This window comes from Arthrobacter rhizophilus (assembly GCF_026241105.1).
GTDB lineage: Bacteria > Actinomycetota > Actinomycetes > Actinomycetales > Micrococcaceae > Arthrobacter.
In genome coordinates this window covers 43,757-63,466 of record NZ_JAPFFT010000014.1, presented here as the reverse complement: position 1 = coordinate 63,466, position 19,710 = coordinate 43,757, and the positions used below count along the sequence as shown (strand labels likewise).

Annotated in this window: 18 protein-coding genes and 1 pseudogene; 14 read left to right on the top strand and 5 right to left on the bottom strand. The window is 63.9% G+C overall.

All coding sequences use genetic code 11. The features are described 5' to 3' along the window. Positions 1–59: 59 nt before the first annotated feature. From araB to OOZ51_RS13120, 5 genes are all read left to right on the top strand, one after another. Positions 60–1,796 (top strand): ribulokinase, encoded by a 1,737-nt coding sequence (gene araB / locus OOZ51_RS13140; RefSeq protein WP_265980099.1) that lies wholly within the window; start codon positions 60–62, stop codon positions 1,794–1,796. Next, entirely contained in the window at positions 1,793–2,491 is a 699-nt protein-coding gene (locus OOZ51_RS13135; protein WP_265980098.1) for an L-ribulose-5-phosphate 4-epimerase, read from the top strand. Before araB ends, OOZ51_RS13135 begins: the two co-directional genes overlap by 4 nt. A gap of 48 nt (positions 2,492–2,539) precedes the next feature. Beyond that, a complete protein-coding gene (gene araA / locus OOZ51_RS13130; protein ID WP_265980096.1) occupies positions 2,540–4,060 on the top strand; it encodes an L-arabinose isomerase in 1,521 nt (506 codons plus the stop codon). Beyond that, positions 4,057–4,959 carry an aldose 1-epimerase family protein gene (locus OOZ51_RS13125; protein WP_265980094.1) on the top strand — a complete coding sequence of 301 codons (903 nt, stop codon included), beginning with the start codon at positions 4,057–4,059 and terminating at the stop codon, positions 4,957–4,959. The genes araA and OOZ51_RS13125 overlap by 4 nt, the downstream gene beginning before the upstream one ends. 166 nt (positions 4,960–5,125) lie before the next feature. After that, positions 5,126–5,335, top strand: coding sequence for a hypothetical protein (locus OOZ51_RS13120; RefSeq protein WP_265980093.1), 210 nt, complete (start codon positions 5,126–5,128; stop codon positions 5,333–5,335). Positions 5,336–5,341: 6 nt separating this feature from the next. On the opposite strand, the gene OOZ51_RS13115 is transcribed toward OOZ51_RS13120, so the two are convergent. The 3 genes and pseudogenes from OOZ51_RS13115 to OOZ51_RS13105 all read right to left on the bottom strand — a co-directional run. Then, the gene (locus OOZ51_RS13115) at positions 5,342–5,470 is read right to left on the bottom strand and encodes a hypothetical protein (RefSeq protein WP_265980092.1); all 129 of its coding nucleotides are present in this window, start codon (positions 5,468–5,470) and stop codon (positions 5,342–5,344) included. Positions 5,471–5,700: 230 nt separating this feature from the next. Further along, entirely contained in the window at positions 5,701–6,171 is a 471-nt protein-coding gene (locus tag OOZ51_RS13110; RefSeq protein WP_265980090.1) for a GntR family transcriptional regulator, read from the bottom strand. A gap of 76 nt (positions 6,172–6,247) precedes the next feature. Continuing rightward, a pseudogene (locus OOZ51_RS13105) lies at positions 6,248–6,384 on the bottom strand (transposase); the annotation flags it as partial. Between the two features lie 812 nt (positions 6,385–7,196). Here OOZ51_RS13105 and OOZ51_RS13100 point away from each other — a divergent pair. Then, positions 7,197–10,223 carry a DUF1349 domain-containing protein gene (locus OOZ51_RS13100; protein ID WP_265980089.1) on the top strand — a complete coding sequence of 1,009 codons (3,027 nt, stop codon included), beginning with the start codon at positions 7,197–7,199 and terminating at the stop codon, positions 10,221–10,223. A 33-nt stretch (positions 10,224–10,256) separates the two neighbouring features. On the opposite strand, the gene OOZ51_RS13095 is transcribed toward OOZ51_RS13100, so the two are convergent. Next, positions 10,257–10,457 (bottom strand): hypothetical protein, encoded by a 201-nt coding sequence (locus OOZ51_RS13095; protein ID WP_265980088.1) that lies wholly within the window; start codon positions 10,455–10,457, stop codon positions 10,257–10,259. A 326-nt stretch (positions 10,458–10,783) separates the two neighbouring features. Here OOZ51_RS13095 and OOZ51_RS13090 point away from each other — a divergent pair, with 326 nt between their 5' ends. Continuing rightward, positions 10,784–10,948: a hypothetical protein gene (locus OOZ51_RS13090; RefSeq protein ID WP_265980087.1), complete on the top strand. Its 165-nt coding sequence runs from the start codon at positions 10,784–10,786 to the stop codon at positions 10,946–10,948. 931 nt (positions 10,949–11,879) lie between these two features. Here OOZ51_RS13090 and OOZ51_RS13085 read toward each other — a convergent pair. Continuing rightward, complete coding sequence (locus OOZ51_RS13085; protein WP_265980085.1) at positions 11,880–12,881, bottom strand: aldo/keto reductase; 1,002 nt, start codon at positions 12,879–12,881, stop codon at positions 11,880–11,882. A gap of 193 nt (positions 12,882–13,074) precedes the next feature. On the opposite strand from OOZ51_RS13085, the gene OOZ51_RS13080 reads away from it, so the two are divergent. From OOZ51_RS13080 to OOZ51_RS13050, 7 genes are all read left to right on the top strand, one after another. Next, on the top strand, positions 13,075–14,064 hold the full coding sequence (locus OOZ51_RS13080) for a zinc-dependent alcohol dehydrogenase (protein WP_265980083.1): 990 nt from the start codon (positions 13,075–13,077) through the stop codon (positions 14,062–14,064). Next, positions 14,061–14,822 carry an SDR family oxidoreductase gene (locus OOZ51_RS13075; RefSeq protein ID WP_265980082.1) on the top strand — a complete coding sequence of 254 codons (762 nt, stop codon included), beginning with the start codon at positions 14,061–14,063 and terminating at the stop codon, positions 14,820–14,822. The genes OOZ51_RS13080 and OOZ51_RS13075 overlap by 4 nt, the downstream gene beginning before the upstream one ends. Further along, positions 14,819–15,421, top strand: coding sequence for a bifunctional 4-hydroxy-2-oxoglutarate aldolase/2-dehydro-3-deoxy-phosphogluconate aldolase (eda, locus tag OOZ51_RS13070; RefSeq protein WP_265980081.1), 603 nt, complete (start codon positions 14,819–14,821; stop codon positions 15,419–15,421). The genes OOZ51_RS13075 and eda overlap by 4 nt, the downstream gene beginning before the upstream one ends. Beyond that, positions 15,418–16,371, top strand: coding sequence for a sugar kinase (locus OOZ51_RS13065; protein ID WP_265980080.1), 954 nt, complete (start codon positions 15,418–15,420; stop codon positions 16,369–16,371). Before eda ends, OOZ51_RS13065 begins: the two co-directional genes overlap by 4 nt. Before the next feature lie 93 nt (positions 16,372–16,464). Then, entirely contained in the window at positions 16,465–17,838 is a 1,374-nt protein-coding gene (locus tag OOZ51_RS13060) for an ABC transporter substrate-binding protein (protein WP_265980079.1), read from the top strand. 1 nt (position 17,839) lies between these two features. Continuing rightward, positions 17,840–18,781, top strand: coding sequence for a carbohydrate ABC transporter permease (locus OOZ51_RS13055; RefSeq protein WP_265980078.1), 942 nt, complete (start codon positions 17,840–17,842; stop codon positions 18,779–18,781). Positions 18,782–18,783: 2 nt separating this feature from the next. Then, a complete protein-coding gene (locus OOZ51_RS13050) occupies positions 18,784–19,689 on the top strand; it encodes a carbohydrate ABC transporter permease (protein ID WP_265980077.1) in 906 nt (301 codons plus the stop codon). Positions 19,690–19,710 lie beyond the last annotated feature (21 nt).

Here is a 19,710-nt window from a genome sequence, read left to right as displayed (position 1 = left end):
TGTTAGCGCTCACAATTAACGAGCCCGCTAAGAAGCCGGCACGCTATTGGAGGACTTTCATGGACGTCACAGCAGACGGCAACGAACACTGCGTCATTGGCGTGGACTACGGCACCCTTTCCGGCAGGGCCGTGGTGGTGCGGGTCAGGGACGGCAAAGAGCTGGGAAGCGGCGTGTTCGACTACCCGCACGCAGTCATCACGGAGGCATTGCCGGCGGATCTGGCGGATGTACCCGACGGAACAGCCACGCGGCTTCCGGGGGAATGGGCACTTCAGGTGCCCGAGGACTATCGGGACGTGTTGCGTCACGCGGTTCCCGCCGCGGTGCGCGACGCCGGGATCGATCCGGCCGCCGTCGTCGGGATTGCGACCGACTTCACGGCGTGCACCATGGTGCCGGTGAAGGCCGACGGCACGCCGCTGAGCGAACTCCCCGGCTTCGCCAACCGGCCGCACGCCTATGTGAAGTTGTGGCGCCACCACGCAGCCCAGGAACAGGCGGACCGCATCAATGCACTCGCCACCGAGCGGGGCGAAACCTGGCTTCCGCGCTACGGCGGGCTCATTTCTTCTGAATGGGAGTTCGCGAAAGGCCTCCAGCTCCTTGAGGAGGACCCGGAAGCTTACGCGGAGTTGGACCATTGGGTGGAAGCCGCGGACTGGATCGTCTGGCAGCTGTGCGGAAACTACGTGCGGAACGCCTGCACCGCAGGGTACAAGGGCATCTATCAGGATGGTAAGTATCCGTCCGAGGAGTTCCTGGGCGCGCTGAACCCGGACTTCAAGGACTTCGTGGGCACCAAGCTGGCCCATCCGATCGGCCGGCTGGGCGACGCCGCGGGTTACCTGACGGCCGAAGCCGCCGCCTGGACAGGCCTGCGCGAGGGCATCGCCGTCGCGGTCGGGAACGTGGACGCCCACGTCACCGCGCCGGCGGCCCGCGCCGTGGAACCGGGACAGCTCGTCGCCATCATGGGCACCTCCACGTGCCATGTCATGAACGGCTCCGAGCTTCGCGAAGTGCCGGGCATGTGCGGAGTGGTCGACGGCGGGATCGTGGACGGGCTCTGGGGTTACGAGGCCGGCCAATCCGGAGTGGGCGACATCTTCGGCTGGTTCACCAAGTACGGCGTGCCGCCCGAATACCATGCAGCCGCCGAAGTGGCAGGGCTGGGAATCCACGAATACCTCACCGAACTCGCTTCCCGCCAGGCGATCGGTGAGCACGGGCTCATCGCCCTGGACTGGCACTCAGGCAACCGCTCCGTGCTGGTGGACCATGAGCTGTCTGCAGTGATCGTGGGCCAGACGTTGGCGACCCGTCCGGAGGACACTTACCGGGCGCTGCTGGAGGCCACGGCCTTCGGCACCCGCACCATCGTGGACGCTTTCCGCGACTCCGGAGTCCCGGTGAAGGAATTCATCGTGGCCGGAGGGCTCCTGAAGAACAAGCTGCTGATGCAGATCTACGCCGACATCACCGGGCTGCCGCTCTCCACCATCGGCTCCACCCAGGGTCCCGCGCTGGGTTCGGCCATCCATGCCGCCGTCGCCGCCGGGGAGTATCCGGACATCCGGGAAGCCGCGGCCGCCATGGGATCCGAACCCGGCGCCGTCTACACGCCGATCCCGGAAAACGTCGCCGCCTACGAGGAACTGTTCGCCGAGTACCGGACACTGCACGATTACTTCGGCAGGGGAGCGAACGAGGTCATGCACCGGATCAAGAAGATCCAGCGCTCGGCACACCGGGCCGCGCAGATGGATGCCGTCCTGGAAGGGGCCAACGCATGAGCGCCCTGCTGGACACGATTGCCCGGATCCGGGCCGAAGTCTGCGCGCTGCATGCCGAACTGACCCGCTACGAACTCGTGGTCTGGACCGCGGGCAACGTTTCCGCCCGCGTCCCGGGGCATGACTTGATGGTCATCAAACCGTCCGGGGTTTCCTACGATGCGTTGACGCCGGAACTCATGGTGGTCACGGACCTCTACGGCACCCCGGTCACGAGCCTGTCTTCCGAAGCCGCTGTCTGGGGCAATCCGGACCTTTCGCCGTCGTCGGACACCGCCGCTCACGCCTACGTCTACCGGAACATGCCCGACGTCGGCGGAGTGGTCCACACGCACTCCACCTACGCCACGGCCTGGGCCGCGCGCGGGGAGCCGATCCCGTGCGTTCTGACCATGATGGGCGACGAATTCGGCGGCACCATCCCGGTAGGCCCGTTCGCGCTGATAGGCGACGATTCGATCGGCCGCGGCATTGTTGAAACGCTCCGGGCCTCCCATTCACCGGCGGTCCTGATGCAGAACCATGGCCCGTTCACCATCGGCAAGGATGCCCGCTCCGCCGTCAAGGCCGCCGTGATGTGCGAGGAAGTGGCCCGCACGGTCCACATCTCCCGGCAGCTCGGTGAACCGCTCCCCATCGACGCGGGCCAGATCGAGTCCCTCTACGACCGGTACCAGAACGTCTACGGCCGGTAATACGGCCTGCCGCACCTTCAAACCGACGAGCTTCTCAAGGAGATACCCATGCCCAACGCGCACAACACTTCCCTCGAGCACTACGAAGTCTGGTTCCTCACCGGCAGCCAGCACCTCTACGGCGAGGACGTCCTCAAGCAAGTGGCCGCCCAGTCCCAGGAGATCGCCGCCGCCCTGAACGCGTCCTCCGATGTTCCCGTCAAGCTGGTCTGGAAGCCCGTGCTGACGGACGCGGACGCGATCCGCCGCACCGCGCTCGAAGCGAACTCGGACGACGCCGTGATCGGCGTGACCGCCTGGATGCACACCTTCAGCCCCGCCAAGATGTGGATCCAGGGACTGGACCTGCTCCGCAAACCCCTCCTGCACCTGCACACCCAGGCCAACGTCGAGTTGCCGTGGGCGGACATCGACTTCGACTTCATGAACCTGAACCAGGCAGCCCACGGCGACCGCGAATTCGGCTACATCCAGTCCCGCCTCGGCGTTCCCCGCAAGACGGTGGTGGGGCACGTCTCCACCCCCGAGGTCACGCGCCAGGTGGGTGCCTGGCAGCGCGCCGCCGCGGGCTGGGCGGCCGTGCGCACCCTGAAGCTGACCCGTTTCGGTGACAACATGCGCAACGTCGCCGTCACCGAAGGGGACAAGACCGAAGCCGAGCTGCGCTTCGGCGTCTCGGTGAACACCTGGTCCGTCAACGAACTCGCCGACGCCGTGCACGGCGCGCCGGAGTCCGACGTCGACGCCCTCGTCGCCGAATACGAGCGCCTCTACGAGGTGGCACCGGAACTGAAAGCTGGCGGTGCCCGGCACGAGTCGCTGCGCTACAGCGCCCGGATCGAACTTGGCCTCCGGGCCTTCCTGGAAGGGAACGGCTCGGCCGCGTTCACGACCTCGTTCGAGGACCTTGGCGCGCTGCGCCAGCTTCCCGGCATGGCCGTGCAGCGGCTCATGGCCGACGGCTACGGCTTCGGCGCCGAGGGCGACTGGAAGACCGCGATCCTGGTCCGGGCCGCCAAGGTCATGGGCGCCGGACTGCCCGGCGGCGCTTCGCTCATGGAGGACTACACCTACCACCTGACCCCGGGGCAGGAGAAGATCCTCGGCGCGCACATGCTCGAGGTCTGCCCCTCCCTGACCGCCGCCAAGCCGCGCGTGGAGATCCACCCGCTGGGCATTGGCGGCAAGGAAGACCCCGTCCGCATGGTCTTCGATACGGACGCCGGCCCCGGCGTGGTCGTCGCGCTCTCGGATATGCGCGACCGTTTCCGCCTTGTGGCGAACGCCGTCGACGTCGTCGACCTCGACGAGCCGCTGCCCAACCTGCCGGTCGCCCGGGCGCTCTGGTCACCCAAGCCCGACTTCGCCACCTCCGCCGCGGCGTGGCTCACCGCCGGCGCCGCGCACCACACCGTGCTCTCCACACAGGTGGGCATGGACGTGTTCGAAGACTTCGCCGAAATCGCCCGGACCGAACTGCTCACCATCGACGAAGGCACCACCATCCGCCAGTTCAAGAAGGAACTCGCCTGGAACGCCGCCTACTACAAACTCGCCGGCGGACTGTGAACGGCGAAGCATTCCGGCTGGTCTCCGGGGACTACACCGCCTCAATCGTCCAACGGGGCGGTGCCCTGCGGCAGCTCACCTTCCAGGGCCGGGACCTGGTGGTCCCGTTCGACGCCAAGGCGCCCATCCCCGACTACCGGGGCATCATCGCAGCGCCCTGGCCCAACCGGATCGCGGACGGAAGCTACCGTCACGACGGCGCGGTCCTGCATCTTCCGCTCAACGAGCCAGCGCGGCGGACGGCATTGCACGGACTCGTGTTCGACCAGCTCTGGACATTCCAGGCGGGCAGTACCGATAGCCTCAGACTGTCCTGCGAACTGGGCGACAGCGCAGGGTATCCGTTCCGGCTCGCGCTGCAGCTGGACTACCGGCTGGATGCGGAAGGACTGCACACCACGGTGACGGCCCGAAACCTGGGAGAACGGACCGCGCCCTACGGCGTGTGCCCGCACCCCTACCTGTTGGCAGGCCCGGCGCCGCTGGACGAATGGCTCCTTGAACTGCACGCCGGATCCTTCCTGAAGGTCACCGCCGATCGGCTGCTGCCCCTCGGCATGCTCCCCGTGGCGGACCGCGAGTTCGACTTCCGGGCACCGCGCACCATTGGCGCCACGGAAATCGACCATGCGTTCACGGACATCGCGCACGACGACGACGGCCGCGCCCAGCTGATCGTCCGCGACCCCTCGGGAACGGGTGCCGGCATGTCATGGGACCGGAGCTGTCCCTGGGTGCAGATCCACACCGCGGACAAGCCCGCACCCCTGCCCAACCGGCTCGGACTCGCCGTGGAACCGATGACCTGCCCACCCGATGCCTTCAACAGCGGCCAGGACCTGATCCAACTTGAACCAGGCTCCGTCCACGAAGCACAGTGGAGCATCTTCGCCGACTGACAGCACGAGTGCCCGTAACCCCGTTCAGGTCTGATGCACCGAAACCAAGCGCTTGCCCAGCCGCCGGGCGAGTTGACACGCCTATCAAGCCAAATCCCGGCGGACGCTGGCTCAGCAAACGCAAAGCCGCGGAAAAACTGAACCCAACACCAAGAAAGACGTCTCCATGTTCAACCTCACCGATCGCATCGATATCCAAGTGAAAAGCCGGCACGCCCTCGACGATCAACTCGCCGCCGCCGTCCAGCACCTGCAGGAGACTGCCCTGCGAGAAAGGACGCGCGGGATCCTTATCACCCGTCACCGGCCAGGCCACTACACGGCGGAACTTTCCGAACAGGTTCCCTTCGGAATCACCCGCGAACTCTGTCGCTGACTCCAATCAGTCCGCGTCCACATCGGACAGCAAGGAAGGAAAGCTCCGCATGCCCGAGGAGATCAACGACTGCGGGTTTCTGGACAGATCGCCGTAGACGAACTCAATGATGGCCGACAGGATCCGGGGAGGCACGATCCTCTCCCGGCTGCTGGCCCCGCTCCGCGTGTGCGTCGCCCACCGGTGCGAGGCCTACAAAAAATGATCCTGATCCAAGCCTTGCGGCGTCTCTGAGTAGCGGCGGGAGGCCCGTCGTCGTGCGTGCCAGTCCTGCTCGAGGCCAGACGGACGGTGTCGTGCACCAAGTGGATCACGGAGACGCCGGCGGTCAACCTGGTGCTGGATTCGTCGGGCGTTGGACCTGCCTAGTTGGCGATGTGCGTCTCCTCACTTGATGCGGTGAGGTCCTCAACGGCCTTTTGCATATGCCGTTTGATGGCTTTATGAAGTTCCTCTCGGTCGCCAGCCTCGAGCAGGTCAAGAATGTTCTGATGTTCCTCTACCAGGACGTCAATTCGAGGGTAGGAGACTTCCAGGTTGAGAATACACATCCTGGATTCGGCGGCGAGGGTCTGGTAAATCCGGATGAGGCGTGTGTTGCCTGCGCCGGCGACGAATGTCGTATGGAAATCCATGTCCAATCTTGCAATCGCCTGCCAGTCGGATAGAGCAACCTGCTTCGCCATGTCCCGGACGATTTTCTTCAAGACCTGACAGGTATCCTTGACCCGCTTAGACCCGGCATCCAGCAATGCGTCGGCGGCAGTTGATTCCACGGCCTCGCGGACGGCGTAGATCTCCCTAATATCCTGGATCGCAAGTTCGAGGACGAACACTCCCCGGTTGCGATGGCTGACCAGGATCCCTTCCTGGCAGAGTCGCTGAAGGGCTTCGCGGAGCGGGCCCCTTGACGCCGGTCTCGAGGAGTGATCGGGCGATGTAGTTGGCTAGGTTGCGGAAGCCGAGGGCGGAGCCGCGGAGGTGTTCGAGTCTGCCATTGAGTGCTTCCGTGGGCCCATTGCTGGTGCCGGCCGGTCGAAGTACGCGAGATGCGCTTCGCGAAAGGGGCGTCGCCGGCTGTGGCAATATCCTGGGGTGCCCGAGCGAGACGACGCTCTGCTCCACAACCGCCGCAGGCCATCTCGAGCGCGAGCCGTGCGGAGAGAACGGCGTCGCGGTATCGGCCCCCTTCGAAATGCGTCATGGCCGTGCGTGAGTGGACCGCGGACGGAGACTCCTCTTCCAGAACGCGGAACGCATCCCGGTACGCGGTATCCGGTGTCGGCCCGAGCAGGTATGTGAGTTGGGCGCCGTCTTCGAAGAGGAGCACGTCATACGAGTCCACGGCAGTGCCGCCAGAGACAAGTACGTAATCGTGGTAGCCGTTCTTCTCATATAGGTTCGGGGTCCGCGGCCGCCCGCGTCCGCAGCGGTGGTCGAACTCGCAAACCAACGGTTCGAATCAGACCCGAGCCAGTTCCCTTTTGTGCATCCAGATAAGAATGTCGGCGAGCCGGGCTGGCCGACAGAATACTTGTGCGTCCAACCATGGTCAAACAACATAGGTATGACGTATGCTCTAACGGTCATCGCCCTAATGACCCGTCCCTCTTTCAGCCGGGATCAAAGTTACTCACGACGGCACGGACGGCCCAACCACGCAAAGGGACCACCAATGAAGCTGGCAAGACCCCTAGTCGCAATCGCGATGCTCTCCGCTACCGTCGCGGGCTTAACGCTGACGCCCGCCCCCGCAGCAGTAGCGGTACCATCTCTCACTACCATCTACGTGTCGCCAACAGGATCCGGGACGACGTGCTCCAGCGCATCTCCCTGCACCATCCCGCAGGCTCAGACCGTCGTGCGGAATTTTGAGACAGCTCCTACCGGAGACATCACGGTTCTTCTTGCAAGCGGAACCTACCGCTTGACCAGTCCGCTGACGTTCGGAGCCGCCGACGGCGGACAAGCCTCGAGTACGGTCACCTGGGCTGCTGCGCCGGGAGCGCAACCCCTTCTCACCGGATCGACGGCGGTCACCGGATGGTCGGTCTACAACTCCGCGTCCAACATCTATGTCGCCGACACCCTGGTTGGTGTCGACACGCGCCAGCTCTACGTCAACGGCTCGCCCGCGAGCCGAGCATCCATACCCATTGCCTCTACCGATGTCACGATTACGGCCACCGGATTGACGATCAACAACTCGGCGCTCAACTACCTGAGCGGACTGCCTCAGCAGAACCGCATCGAACTACAGGGCCTCGGAACGTGGACCGACCGGTATTCGCCGGTGTCCAGCATCAGCGGCACCACCGTCACGATGACGCAGCCAGCCTGGAACAACAACACCTGGGGGTGGGACACCCTTCAGGACTCCTTCGCGCCGGAGGTTCTGACGCTCGAGAACTCACTGAGCTTCCTGCAGACGGAGGGGCAGTGGTTCATCGACCCGACCGCCGGAAAGCTCTATTACAAGCCCGCCAGCGGTGTGAACCCCAGCTCGCTTAACGTGGAACTGCCGCGTCTCCAGTCGCTGGTCAACATCGGCGGGACGTATGCGGCACCCGTCAATCACCTCGTCTTCCAGGGAATTCGGTTCGAAGGCACCTCATGGCTAGCGCCGTCGTCAGCGAACGGGTACGCAGACCAGCAAAACGGAACATTCAGCACCGGCGAGTTCAGCTACCGTCCGGCCGATGCATTCACCTCCTGCAGCCGCGGTTGCGCGACATTTGAACGGGGGCGCACCACGTGGAGCCAGATACCCGCCGCCATCCAGGTGTCCGCAGCCAACAACGTGACCTTTACGGGAAACACCTTCAATGACCTCGGGCAGACGGCTCTCGGTATCGGTATGGATGCGAACGCACACGCAACGGGTGTCGGCCTGGGGGCAAGTGACATCAATGTCTTGGGCAACACCTATACAAACATCTCGGGCAGCGCTGTCGTCGCCGGTGGTATCGCGGCGGATGCACATCATCCAAGCGACCAAAGGATGCTCGATCAGAACATCCTCATCCAAAACAACTCCATCTCCACTGTCGGCACCGACTACAAAGACGCGTCCGGCATCCTTACTACCTACGTGACCAACGCACGGATCCTCCACAACGAGGTCACCAACGTTCCCTACGACGCAATCGACACCGGCTGGGGCTGGGGAATCAACGACGCTGGCGGATCCCCGGACTATGACGGTCGTGGTTACTACCAGTACAACCCCAAGTATTGGACACAGACCACCCTTGCGAACAACGTGGTCGGCTACAACATGGTCCATCACACCAAGACGAAGCTCCACGACGGCGGGTCCATCTACAACCTGTCAGCCAGCCCGGGAACGGTGTATAGGAACAACTACATCTACGACCTTGGAGGCACGAGAGGACTGTATCTCGACGAAGGCTCACGATTCATGTTCTTGACTAATAACGTGGTTCAGGACGCAGGAGATTGGATATTCGCGAACACGGGGTTCAACAACACCAAGGACAACGTCCTCGATAACACGTACCACAATTCGGGCAACGTCGCCGGCGACTGGAGCGGGAGTGCCACCTTCCATAACACGATCACCAATGACCACACCGTCACCGGAACCGCGTGGCCCGCGGCTGCCCAGACGATCATCTGCGAAGCAGGTGTGGCCCCGGCCTTGCGAACCACGCTCAACGCGAACTACTCCTCGTCCGGAACGTATGCATCGTGCGGCTCGACGAGCGGGAGCGTCTCGGCGCCATTCTCCACGACAGCCACCTCCGCGAACAGTAGCTACTTCAACCAAGTCGACGGCGGCTTCGCCCTCTCGGCCGCGGCAGCGGATGTCTGGAAGGGAGGGTCGCAGAACAACGACGCCTACGGCGCCATTTACCAAGCGGCGGCCGTAAGCTCCGGCACCTCCGTGACGGCGCGGGTGAACTCGCAGAACGATACCAACCCTTGGGCCAAGACCGGCGTGATGATCCGCAACAACATCGCCCAGCCAGGACAGTCGGCCGGATACGCGATCATGGCGGTGACGCCGAAGAACGGCCTTGTCTTCGAGTGGGACTCCAACGGTGACGGCTATGTTGACAGTGAGTCGAAGGTTGTCCTAGATACGTCGCGGCCGGTCTGGCTTCGTCTGACCCGCTCGGGAAGCCAGATCTCGGCGTACTACTCCTTCGACGGAACCACCTATGCCCAGCTCGGGACTGCGGTGACTCTTCCCGGGATCGCAGCGACCCAGGGTGGCGGCATCTTCACCACCTCGCACGACACGACTCAGGCGCAGACGAACTTCGTCGACCACCTCCAGATCACCACCAATGTGGCTGCCGGTCTCTCGACCTTCGCCACACGTTCCGCCAGTGTGTCTCAGAACGGCAGCACGATCTCGATCGGCGGAAACGGCACGGATATCTGGCAGGGAGGGAACCAGCACGACGACGCGTATGCCGCGCTCTACCAGCCGGGCTCCATGTCATCGGGCAAATCAGTCACAGTCAAGGTCTCCGCTCAGACCGATTCGAACGCGTGGGCGAAGGCCGGCGTCATGATCCGGAACAGCATCTCTCAACCCGGCTCTTCCACCGGATACGCCATTCTTGCGGTCACGCCGGGCAACGGCGTCGTCCTGGAGTGGGATTCCGACGGTAACGGTTATGTCGACTCCCAGCAGCAGATCAACGTTGCCACGAACGCTCCGATCTGGGTCCGCCTCACTCGGTCCGGGAGCCAGGTCACCGGCTACTACTCGACGGACGGCATCACTTTCACCGCGGTCGGTGCGGCCCTGACCCTGCCAGGAGGTTCCACCAACCAGGATGCTGGCGCGTTCGCCACGTCGCACGATCCGTCCACATTCGCCGTGAACACCCTCTCGGGCCTCACGATCGGTTAGGGGGCAAAAAGATGCTGCTCCACGTCACCACGATCAGGCGGTGCCGTGGAGCAGCGCCCGCCCGGTCGGGGTCCGGTTCCCAATCGCCGAAATGGCGGCATGCTGCAGCGCCGCGCGTAGCTGTTGTCCGCCTCGAACGTGAAGGTCAACGGCGGCGACGTCGCGGAGACCGAGTTCGTAAAGGAAGTAGTCGTGACGGGGTGGCCAAGCCTCGTCTTCGAGGGAGAGCCGCACGACGGACCCACTGTGGTTGCCGATTGGGTCAGCAAGGTAACATCATGCGACTCAGCGGATCGCTGCCAAGCAACGTCTTCGGCGGAACCGAGGACTCGAACCTCCCGGATTCCTCGGGTTAGGAGCCCGGCGCCGCTTCCAAACGATCGGATTCGGGCAATGCCGTCCTGCGGATGTGCAAGCAATGTCGCGTAAACGTAGTCACTGCTGACGTGGGTCCCGGGTACCCACGGCCTAGTTCCAGTTCCGACGCCGCATCCTCTGCTACTTCCCCGCGCCGCGTGTCCTTGGATCCGTGACTGTTCGGTCGTGGTTAGGGTTCAAGCATGGAAAGGGACGCATCCGGGGAGCTGGAAGGGCAAAGCTCAATCAACGAACTGCTCGACGAGGCTGTCGGCAGCACCCATGCCCAGCTGGTCTTACCCATCCGTCCAAGTGAAGCCCGGTCACTTCCGGCGCGTGTCCTGACCCGCACCTTGCTGCCGGCCTAACCAGATAACGGGACGACAAATACGACGGCGCCGCGACGAGGGTCCCGTGTATGTGGCCCCGGCGCGGCTCATGACGGGCTTTTATTGTTGATCCGTACCGGGCATGGACGCTTAGTCCGCCGGGACCGGGAGGCTTGCGCCCAGGGTTGCTGCTCACGGCTGCCTGGAACGCAGCTCGTGCAGCCGCTCCCCCGTTGCAGTGCACACTGCTCGCCCCGGCCCTGTCCGCGATTGGGGCAATTCGGGTTATCCACGGGCTTGATCTCCGGGAGCCATCGGGAAAACTCCCTTCGGCAGTCGTAGCGGTGGCTAACCCGGACAGAATTGTCCCCGGTTGTGGGCAGCGTCGCCTCTCCCCGGCTCCGCCCGGAATCCTGGGACTCCTACCGGCGCGCATGGGCCCCGGTGGGCCTGTCAAAGGCTGGCACCATTCGCGGAGCCGAAGAGAGCGCATACACCTTTCCCTGACTTTTCCCCCGTGGGGTAACACCGGGATTGCAAGGGGCAGTAGCCCTGGGAAGTGGGCCTGGCAGCCTCCGGGATGGTATGACGAGCTGGGCCTACGTTGTCTGACAGGAGCATTCCACGACTTCCTGAAGATGGCACCACGGTACTGCGTCGCTGACCCACAGAAGAGGCTCCTCGTGGTGTTTACAGTGCATGTAATGCACACCCTCGTCATCGTGAGATTTGAGGTGGTGCGCGGAGGTCCGCCGGTTTGCCTGCTCCACAGATTCGTCGCTTTCGCTTTTTTGAAGTGCACCGGGGCTTGCCCTGCCCGATGCAGGACGTCGATCGCACAACTAGCACTCGCGACTTCACCGGGCGCAACCACCGAGGGCGCCACAAAATAGGCCTTCGACTTCGATTCGACGACGAAGACGTGCCTACTGGTCCTGGAACGACGCGCTCCTGTTCCAGCTTGGTTTTGTCAATCGACGCGCGCAGGGTCGGGAGCGAGTCCGCTCTCGTGAAGTTCCTCCCAGAGCGAGTCGGGGATTTGCGCCCGGTAACGATCCACGGTGCTCCGCACATGCGCCGCCACCCGCATCCCGGTCACCACGGACACGACTGAGGGGTGACGCAGCGGGTATTGGACGGCGGCTTCTGGCAAGCTCACGCCGTGCCGGGTACAGACTTCGCCGATTCTGCGGGCCCGGTCAAGAACGCCGCCGGATGCCTGGCCATAATCGTAGTGTGCAGAGCTGTCGACGGTAGGGCTGCTGAGAAGCCCGGAGTTGTAGATGGCCGCCGCGACCACTCCTACTCCGCGTTCTCGCGCGATCGGTAGCAGATCCGCGAGGGCTGTCTGGTCCAGCAGCGTGAACCGGCCGGCGACCATGACGACGTCGACGTCGGTATTCCTGACAAAGTCAGTGAGCATCGGGGATTGGTTCATGCCGGCTCCGATGGCCCGGACAACGCCCTGCTCCCGAAGTTCGATCAGTGCCGCCATGCCGGTGGATGAGGCAGACTTCCAATGGTCGTCTGGGTCGTGCAGGTAAGCGATGTCCAGGTAATCCGTTCCGAGGCGGCCGAGACTCTCCTCCACGGAGCGGAGAATACCGTCCCGGCTGAAGTCCCAAACCCGTCGGCGCTCTGCAGGGACGATGAAACCCTCATCGTCCAACCGGTCGGCGCTAGCAGGGCTGTCAACAAGGAGCCGGCCGACCTTCGAGGAGAGGACGATGCTGCTGCGGTCAGTCTCTTTGAGCGCCATACCCAGCCGTTGTTCAGACAGGCCCAAGCCGTAGTGGGGGGCAGTGTCAAAGTAGCTGATGCCTTCGTCCACTGCGGCCGCTACCGCGTGCCCCGACTCGTCGTCGGTCGTTTCCTTGAAGAGGTTGCCGAATTGGGCGGCTCCGAGGCCCAGTTCGGTGATCGGCTGGCCGGTCCGAAGGGACCGGGTGGGAATAGCGGGTTGTCGTGCCATTGCTGGGTGATCCTTCGTTAGAGAGTATGCGGCGGAAAGAAGGTCTGCGCATACTCTACTCGCTTTCAGCATACGTATTATGTTTCTCTTGAATTTGGTTTAGGCTGTTCGTGACCGGAGCCGTTTCGCCTCCGGCACCGAGGCGAGGAAGGGCGGGTCCACGATGTTGGCGGCTAATTATTTGGGCGAGCGAATGATGAGTGTGGAGGAGCGCGACCCGGCAGAGCTGCGCTCCGGGGAGGTCCGGGTCGCCGTCGCGTACGTCGGCATCTGCGGTACGGACCTGCATATATTCCACGGAGACATGGATTCCCGTGTCACGAAACCGGCCACCATCGGCCATGAGGTGTCAGGCACGGTCGTAGAACTCGGCGCGGGTGTTGAGGGCTGGTCGGTCGGTGACGCGGTGACCGTGATGCCGCTGGCCTGGGACGGGACCTGTCCTGCGTGCGTGGCCGGGAACGGGCACATTTGTCAGAACCTAGACTTTATCGGCATCGACAGCCCCGGGGCGCTTCAGCAGTTCTGGAACGTTCCGGCCGGGACGCTGGTGCGTCTGCCTTCCGGGATCTCCCTGCGTGATGCCGCCCTGGTGGAGCCGGTCGCGGTCGCGGTTCACGACGTGCGCCGCTCGGGACTCGGTCGAGGCGACAAGGCGGTCGTGATCGGCGCGGGCCCTATCGGGGTCCTGATCGCGACGGTGGCATCGGCATTCGGCGCGGAGGTCGTCCTCGCCGAAATCGACCCGAGCCGACGGGCTGCAGCCGAGGAGATGGGACTGGCGACACTGGATCCCTCCTCCGTCGATCAGCTCGCCTGGGTGGATGATTGGACCGGCGGTGCGGGCGCCGACGTGGTCTTCGAAGTCTCCGGCTCAGCTGCCGCCGTCCTTGGCGCTACCAGCCTGGCAAGGGTGCGTGGAACTCTCGTCGTAGTGGCGATCCATTCACAACCGCGCCCGGTGGACCTGCACCGCGTGTTCTGGCGGGAACTCACGCTCCTTGGCGCGAGGGTGTACGAACGACGCGACTTCGAGCGTGCCATCGAGCTCGTGGCCGACGGGACCATACCCGCGCAGAAGCTGATCACGGGGGTCGTGCCGCTGCAGGAGGTGGCCTCCGCCTTCCACGCCCTTGAGGCAGGGCAGGCGATGAAGCTCCTTGTCCAGGTGGGTGACCGATGAACCCCTTCGATCTGACCGGCCGCCTGGCCGTGGTGACGGGCGCCAAACGCGGCATCGGCTTCGCGATGGCCCAGGCACTGGCTGCGGCGGGCGCTGACATCATCGGGGTGTCCGCCAGTCTCGACCCGGAATCCTCGGCCATCGCAGACCGGGTGCGCGAGTCTGGACGCGACTTCTCCGGGCATCGGGTCGACTTCGCCGACAGGGCACAGGTAACGGCATTCGCCGACCGGCTCGCGGCGAACGACCGGCCCGTGGACATTCTCGTCAACAACGCCGGGACCATCCGGAGGTCTCCGGCCTCCGAGCATCCGCTCGGCTGGTTCGATCAGGTTTTGGAGGTCAACCTGACGAGCGGTTTCCTCCTCAGCCAGATCCTCGGCCGCCGCATGCTCGAGGCCGGGCGCGGCCGGATCCTCTTCACCGCATCGTTGCTCTCGTTTCAAGGCGGGATCAACGTTCCCGGATACGCGGCTGCGAAATCCGGGGTAGCAGGCCTCGTGCGCGCCCTGTCGAATGAGTGGGCCGGCCGGGGGGTGACCGTCAACGGCATCGCCCCGGGATACATCGCCACCGACAACACCCACGCCCTCCAGCATGATCCGGATCGCTCGCGGGCCATTTTGGAGCGGATCCCGGCCGGACGGTGGGGACTCGCGGACGACATCGGCGGCGCTGCTGTGTTCCTCGCCTCGGATGCTGCCTCCTACGTAACAGGGGCGATCCTGCCCGTCGATGGCGGGTGGCTCGGGCGATGACCAACTTCGATCCCATCCTTCCCGTCGTCGTCCTCGATTCGGCCGCAAGCGCCGAGATGCTCGGAGCCGCGCTCGTGGCTGCCGGCATCCGGCAGGCCGAGGTCACACTGCGCACACCGGCCGCTTTGGACGCCCTGAGGATCCTGGCAAGGACACCGGGACTTCGCGTAGGGGCCGGAACCGTGCTCGAGGAGGCCCAGGTCGACGACGCCGTGGACGCCGGCGCCGTATTCGTGGTCAGTCCAGGCCTGGACGGCAGTGTTCTCGCAGCGGCTCGTCGACGAGGGGTTTCCGCCGTGCCTGGAATCGCGACGGCGACAGAACTGATGCGCGCCAGGACTCTCGGGGTGAGAACGGTCAAGTTCTTCCCCGCAGAACCCCTGGGCGGACCCGGTGCGGTCAAGGCCCTTGCCTCGGTGTTCCCGGACGTTTCTTTCATCGCGACAGGTGGCATAGGGCCTCAACGCGCACGGGAGTACCTTGTTCTGCCATCCGTGATAGCCATCGGAGGCAGTTGGATGGTGCCGCAGGAAACCATTGCGGCCGGTGATTTCGCCGCGGTCGAACGCCTCTGCCGCGAGGCGCTGGTACCCGGATGAGCGGTCATGTCCTGACTTTCGGCGAGACGATGGGACTGTTCCGGGCCGTCGACGTCGGGGACCTCGCCGAAGTCGGCGACGCCCGCATCGGAACGGGAGGCGCCGACAGCAATGTCGCGATCGGCCTGACGCGCCTGGGCGTGGGAGCGGTTTGGGTGGGTCGTGTCGGCCCGGACGGGCTCGGCCGGCGCGTGGTGTGCGACATCCGTGGGCAGGGAGTGGACGTGCGGGCCATCATCGACGCCGAGGCGCCTACCGGACTCATGGTCAAGGAGAAGCGCACTCCGCACACGACAAGAGTGTCGTTCTACCGCTCCGGAAGCGCCGGCAGCCGGCTGGCCCCAGGCGACATAGACCCCGAACTGGTTGTGAACGCCGCACTGGTCCACATCACCGGGATCACAGCTTCGATCTCGGGTTCAGCGCGGGAGACTGTTCACGACGTCATCGACCTTGCCCGGGAATCACAGGTTCCCGTGTCGTTCGACGTGAACCATCGTTCCTCGCTGTGGCGAACCGGAGACCCTGCCGCTACCTACCGCGAAATCGCGGCCAAGGCAGACATCATCTTCGCGGGAGAGGACGAAGCCGCGCTCCTCACCGGTCTTCCACAGGACGATCCCGAAGCGCTTGCCATCGCACTCGCCAGCGGCGCCGGCGGTCCGCTCGCGGTGGTCAAGCAAGGAGCTGCCGGCAGTCTCGCCCTGCGTGACGGCATCCTGATCAAACGCAATGCCATCAGGGTTCCCGTTATCGACTCCGTCGGCGCAGGGGACGCGTTCGTCGCGGGATTCCTCGCCCGATACATCCAGGGAAATGACGTGTCATCCTGCCTCGAACTGGCAACAATTGCAGGCGCTTTCGCATGCATGGGCCCCGGTGATTGGGAGAGCATGCCTCGCAATGAAGACCTGGAGCTCCTGAAAAACACAGAACCGGTCACACGGTGAATAGACCCCTTGGCAAACATAATACGTATGCTCTATATTGGAAGTACGCCTCCTCGGAGTCGTCAATGAAGTCGACAAGGCAAGGAAAATCTCATGGTTGGAATTCACACTGTGGCGCGAATGAGGCGTCGATCGACGCTTACTGTCGCCGCGCTTGGCGCCGCGACGGCGCTTCTGGCCCTCACCGCTTGCGGTAGCGCCGGGACGTCAACGAACGGGTCCAACGGCTTCCCGGAAGCCAAACAAGACACGTCCTCGACGATCACCGTTTGGGTGGACGCGGATCGCCAAGCGGCGGTGAAGGCGTTCCAGAAGGCAAACCCGGACATGAAGATCAATGTCGTGACCTACGACGGTTCGGCGAACGGTTCTAACTCGTTCCGGACGAAGATCCAGCTCTTCGACCGTGCCGGAAGCGGCTGGCCGGACGTGGTCTTCTCCACCCAGAACAACGACGCGGCCTGGGCAAGCCAGGAGAGCGGGGGAAAGCAGGCCTTCGCCGCAGTGCTCGATAAGGGCCTCGTTCCTAATGACACCATCAAGAATTTCGCGCCAGGGGCGCTCAATCCCTGCACGGTTGATGGAAAGGTTTACTGTCTGCGAAACGACCTCGCCCAGACCGTGCTCTGGTACAACAAGTCACTCCTGGACCAGTTCGGCTACTCCGTCCCGACCACGTGGGAGGAGTACCAGGCGCTCGGAGAAAAGGTCGCGAAAGAGCATCCGGGCTACGTCATTGGCACCGCCGGAGATGCCTGGACCCCGGAAGTGTTCATGTGGGCGGGCAAGTGCCAGGCCAACAACGTCACCGGCCCGAAGACGGTCACGGTCAAAACTGACTCAACCGAATGCAAGAGGACCGCGTCGATGCTGGACACGCTCCGCGAGAACGGCACAGTCCCGGCCGTCAGTGTCTTCACGCCCGAGTTCGTCAAGAACTACACCGGCAAGGTCCTGATGATGCCCGGCCCCAACTGGTACGCCGGAGCAATCTTCAACAATCCACAATCCCTGAATGTCCCCGCGGGCCAGCTCGGCGTGGCCGCTCCCCTGAAGTGGAAGGGCGACGACAAGGCCGTCACCGGCAACGTCGGCGGAGGGACCTGGTTCATCTCCAGCCACTCCGAGAACCTTAAAGCCGCCGAGAAGTTCGTCGAATTCGCCACCACCTCAGACGACTACCAGGTCGAGGCGGCTCCCGGATACCCCGCCTACGCGCCTGCGGCCGCGAAGTGGATGACGAAGCAGGAATCCAGCAAGTACTTCGCAACCCCGCTGCAGCCAATCGCGGCCGCCGCGACCCAGGTATGGGACGGATGGGGATACGGAATCTTCAGCCAGGAAGCGGTCTGGGCGAAGACGATGACCCCGGCGATCACCGGAGGGAAGTCGATCGAGGACCTGCTGCCGGTCTGGCAGCAAGCCATCGAAAACCAGGCCAAGGTCGACGGATACAAGGTGAACTGACATGACCCTCGCTCCTCTGAGCGACCAGCTGGCCGCCGACGCCCCCGGGCGCCGGCGGCCGGCCCGGGGCAGCGGCCGCGCACCGGGACGGGTGCCTATCGGCTACGTCTTCGTGTCGCTGTACGCCCTGCTCGCTCTCGCATTCGGTATCGTTCCGTCCCTTTATGCCGTACTCCTCGCCTTCACTAACCCAACCGGCGGTTTCGCCGGCGTCGACAACTTCGTCAAGGTCGTCGGGGACTTCCGATTCTGGCCCGCCGTCCTTCATGTGACGATCTACCTCATCATCTGGCTGACCGGTCTCGTCATCTTCGTGGTCGCCCTTGCCCTGATCGTCCACGCCGTGCGTGTGCGGTGGGCGAGCACCACACTGCGCTTCGTCTACTACCTGCCCGGCGCCCTGGCGGGCGCGTCGAGCGTATTGCTGTGGTTGTTCGTCCTCGATCCGACAGCCAGTCCGGTAACCGGCCTGCTCCGGCTGATGGGCTTCAACAGCTTCGTCCAGGTCATCCAGCCAGGCAACCTGCCGACAATCTTCGCCATCATCGCCTTCTGGACCGGGGCCGGCGGTTGGATCGTCATCATGTACGGCGCACTGAACAACATCAGCACGGATGTGATCGAGGCAGCCCGCATCGACGGGGCCAACACCGTCCAGATCGCGTTCAGTATCCAGCTGCCCATGCTTCGCAAATGGATTGCCTATATGGGCGTCATGTCGCTTGCGGCCGGAACACAGCTCTTCGTTGAACCGCAACTCCTCAGCCAGGCAAGCAACGCCGTCGTCCCGAACGACTACTCGCTGAACCAGCTCGCCTACCAATATGCCTTCCAGCAAAACGACTTCAATGGCGCGGCCGCGATCTCGCTCATCCTTCTGGTCGTAGCGCTGCTGCTGTCCTGGGTGTTCGTCACCCGCGGCGGTCTGTTCGAAAGGGAATGACCATGACAGCACTCCTCAGCGAACGACGCCGCAGGCCGGCCCTGCGGGCATGGGGCGGGCGGTCCGTGGCCGGAATAGTCCTTCTGGTCTTCGTACTGTTCTTCCTCATTCCGATGGTTTGGCTTCTGTTCGCCGTCACCAAATCATCCCGCGCCCTGATCGTGACCGACCCGTTCTCGCCCGGTTCGTGGTCGGACTTCGCCGCCAACTGGAATCAGTTGTTCGGCTTTCAGGACGGCGCGGTCACAGCATGGATGGGAAACTCGGCATTGTACGCAGGCGGCGCGCTGCTGATCACTCTGCTCGTGAGCATCCCCGCCGGGTACGCTCTCGCCTTGACCGAGTTCAGGCTCCGAAACCCCTTGCTTGTCATGACCCTGGTAGTGATGCTGATCCCCGGCACGGCCCTCGTACTGCCCGTGTTCCTCGAACTGAACAGTGTCGGTTTGATCGGCACCCCGCTCTCGGTGATCCTCCCGATGTCATTCTTCCCGTTCGGGGTATACCTGACCTACATCTACTTCTCCACGAGCATCCCCCGGGACCTGCTGGCCGCCGCCCGGATCGACGGGTGCACCGAACTCCAGGTCTTCACCCGCATTGCCCTGCCACTGGCTACGCCCGTTGTCGCCCTGGTCGCGTTCTTCAGCTTCGTACAGAACTGGAACAACTTCTTCCTGCCGTTCATCATGCTGCCCTCCAGCGACGGATACCCGATCCAGGTCGGCCTCACATCACTGTTGGCGGCCACGCCCGCATTCAACCCCAGCTCGGCCGGATCCGATTCCATCCAGCTGCCCACCCTGGCCCTGGGAACGATCGTGTCGATCCTCCCGGTGCTCATCGTCTTCCTTTTCTCCCAGCGATTCCTGGTCGCGGGCATGACCGCCGGAGGAACCAAGGAATGACCGCGCCCGCACTCAAGGAGA

Bases quoted from the DNA above. Each gene is read 5' to 3' on its own strand.
- araB (WP_265980099.1), top strand. From the start codon at position 60: ATGGACGTCACAGCAGACGGCAACGAACACTGCGTCATTGGCGTGGAC.
- OOZ51_RS13135 (WP_265980098.1), top strand. From the start codon at position 1,793: ATGAGCGCCCTGCTGGACACGATTGCCCGGATCCGGGCCGAAGTCTGC.
- araA (WP_265980096.1), top strand. From the start codon at position 2,540: ATGCCCAACGCGCACAACACTTCCCTCGAGCACTACGAAGTCTGGTTC.
- OOZ51_RS13120 (WP_265980093.1), top strand. From the start codon at position 5,126: ATGTTCAACCTCACCGATCGCATCGATATCCAAGTGAAAAGCCGGCAC.
- OOZ51_RS13090 (WP_265980087.1), top strand. From the start codon at position 10,784: ATGGAAAGGGACGCATCCGGGGAGCTGGAAGGGCAAAGCTCAATCAAC.
- OOZ51_RS13085 (WP_265980085.1), bottom strand. From the start codon at position 12,881: ATGGCACGACAACCCGCTATTCCCACCCGGTCCCTTCGGACCGGCCAG.
- OOZ51_RS13080 (WP_265980083.1), top strand. From the start codon at position 13,075: ATGATGAGTGTGGAGGAGCGCGACCCGGCAGAGCTGCGCTCCGGGGAG.
- OOZ51_RS13075 (WP_265980082.1), top strand. From the start codon at position 14,061: ATGAACCCCTTCGATCTGACCGGCCGCCTGGCCGTGGTGACGGGCGCC.
- eda (WP_265980081.1), top strand. From the start codon at position 14,819: ATGACCAACTTCGATCCCATCCTTCCCGTCGTCGTCCTCGATTCGGCC.
- OOZ51_RS13065 (WP_265980080.1), top strand. From the start codon at position 15,418: ATGAGCGGTCATGTCCTGACTTTCGGCGAGACGATGGGACTGTTCCGG.
- OOZ51_RS13060 (WP_265980079.1), top strand. From the start codon at position 16,465: ATGGTTGGAATTCACACTGTGGCGCGAATGAGGCGTCGATCGACGCTT.
- OOZ51_RS13055 (WP_265980078.1), top strand. From the start codon at position 17,840: ATGACCCTCGCTCCTCTGAGCGACCAGCTGGCCGCCGACGCCCCCGGG.
- OOZ51_RS13050 (WP_265980077.1), top strand. From the start codon at position 18,784: ATGACAGCACTCCTCAGCGAACGACGCCGCAGGCCGGCCCTGCGGGCA.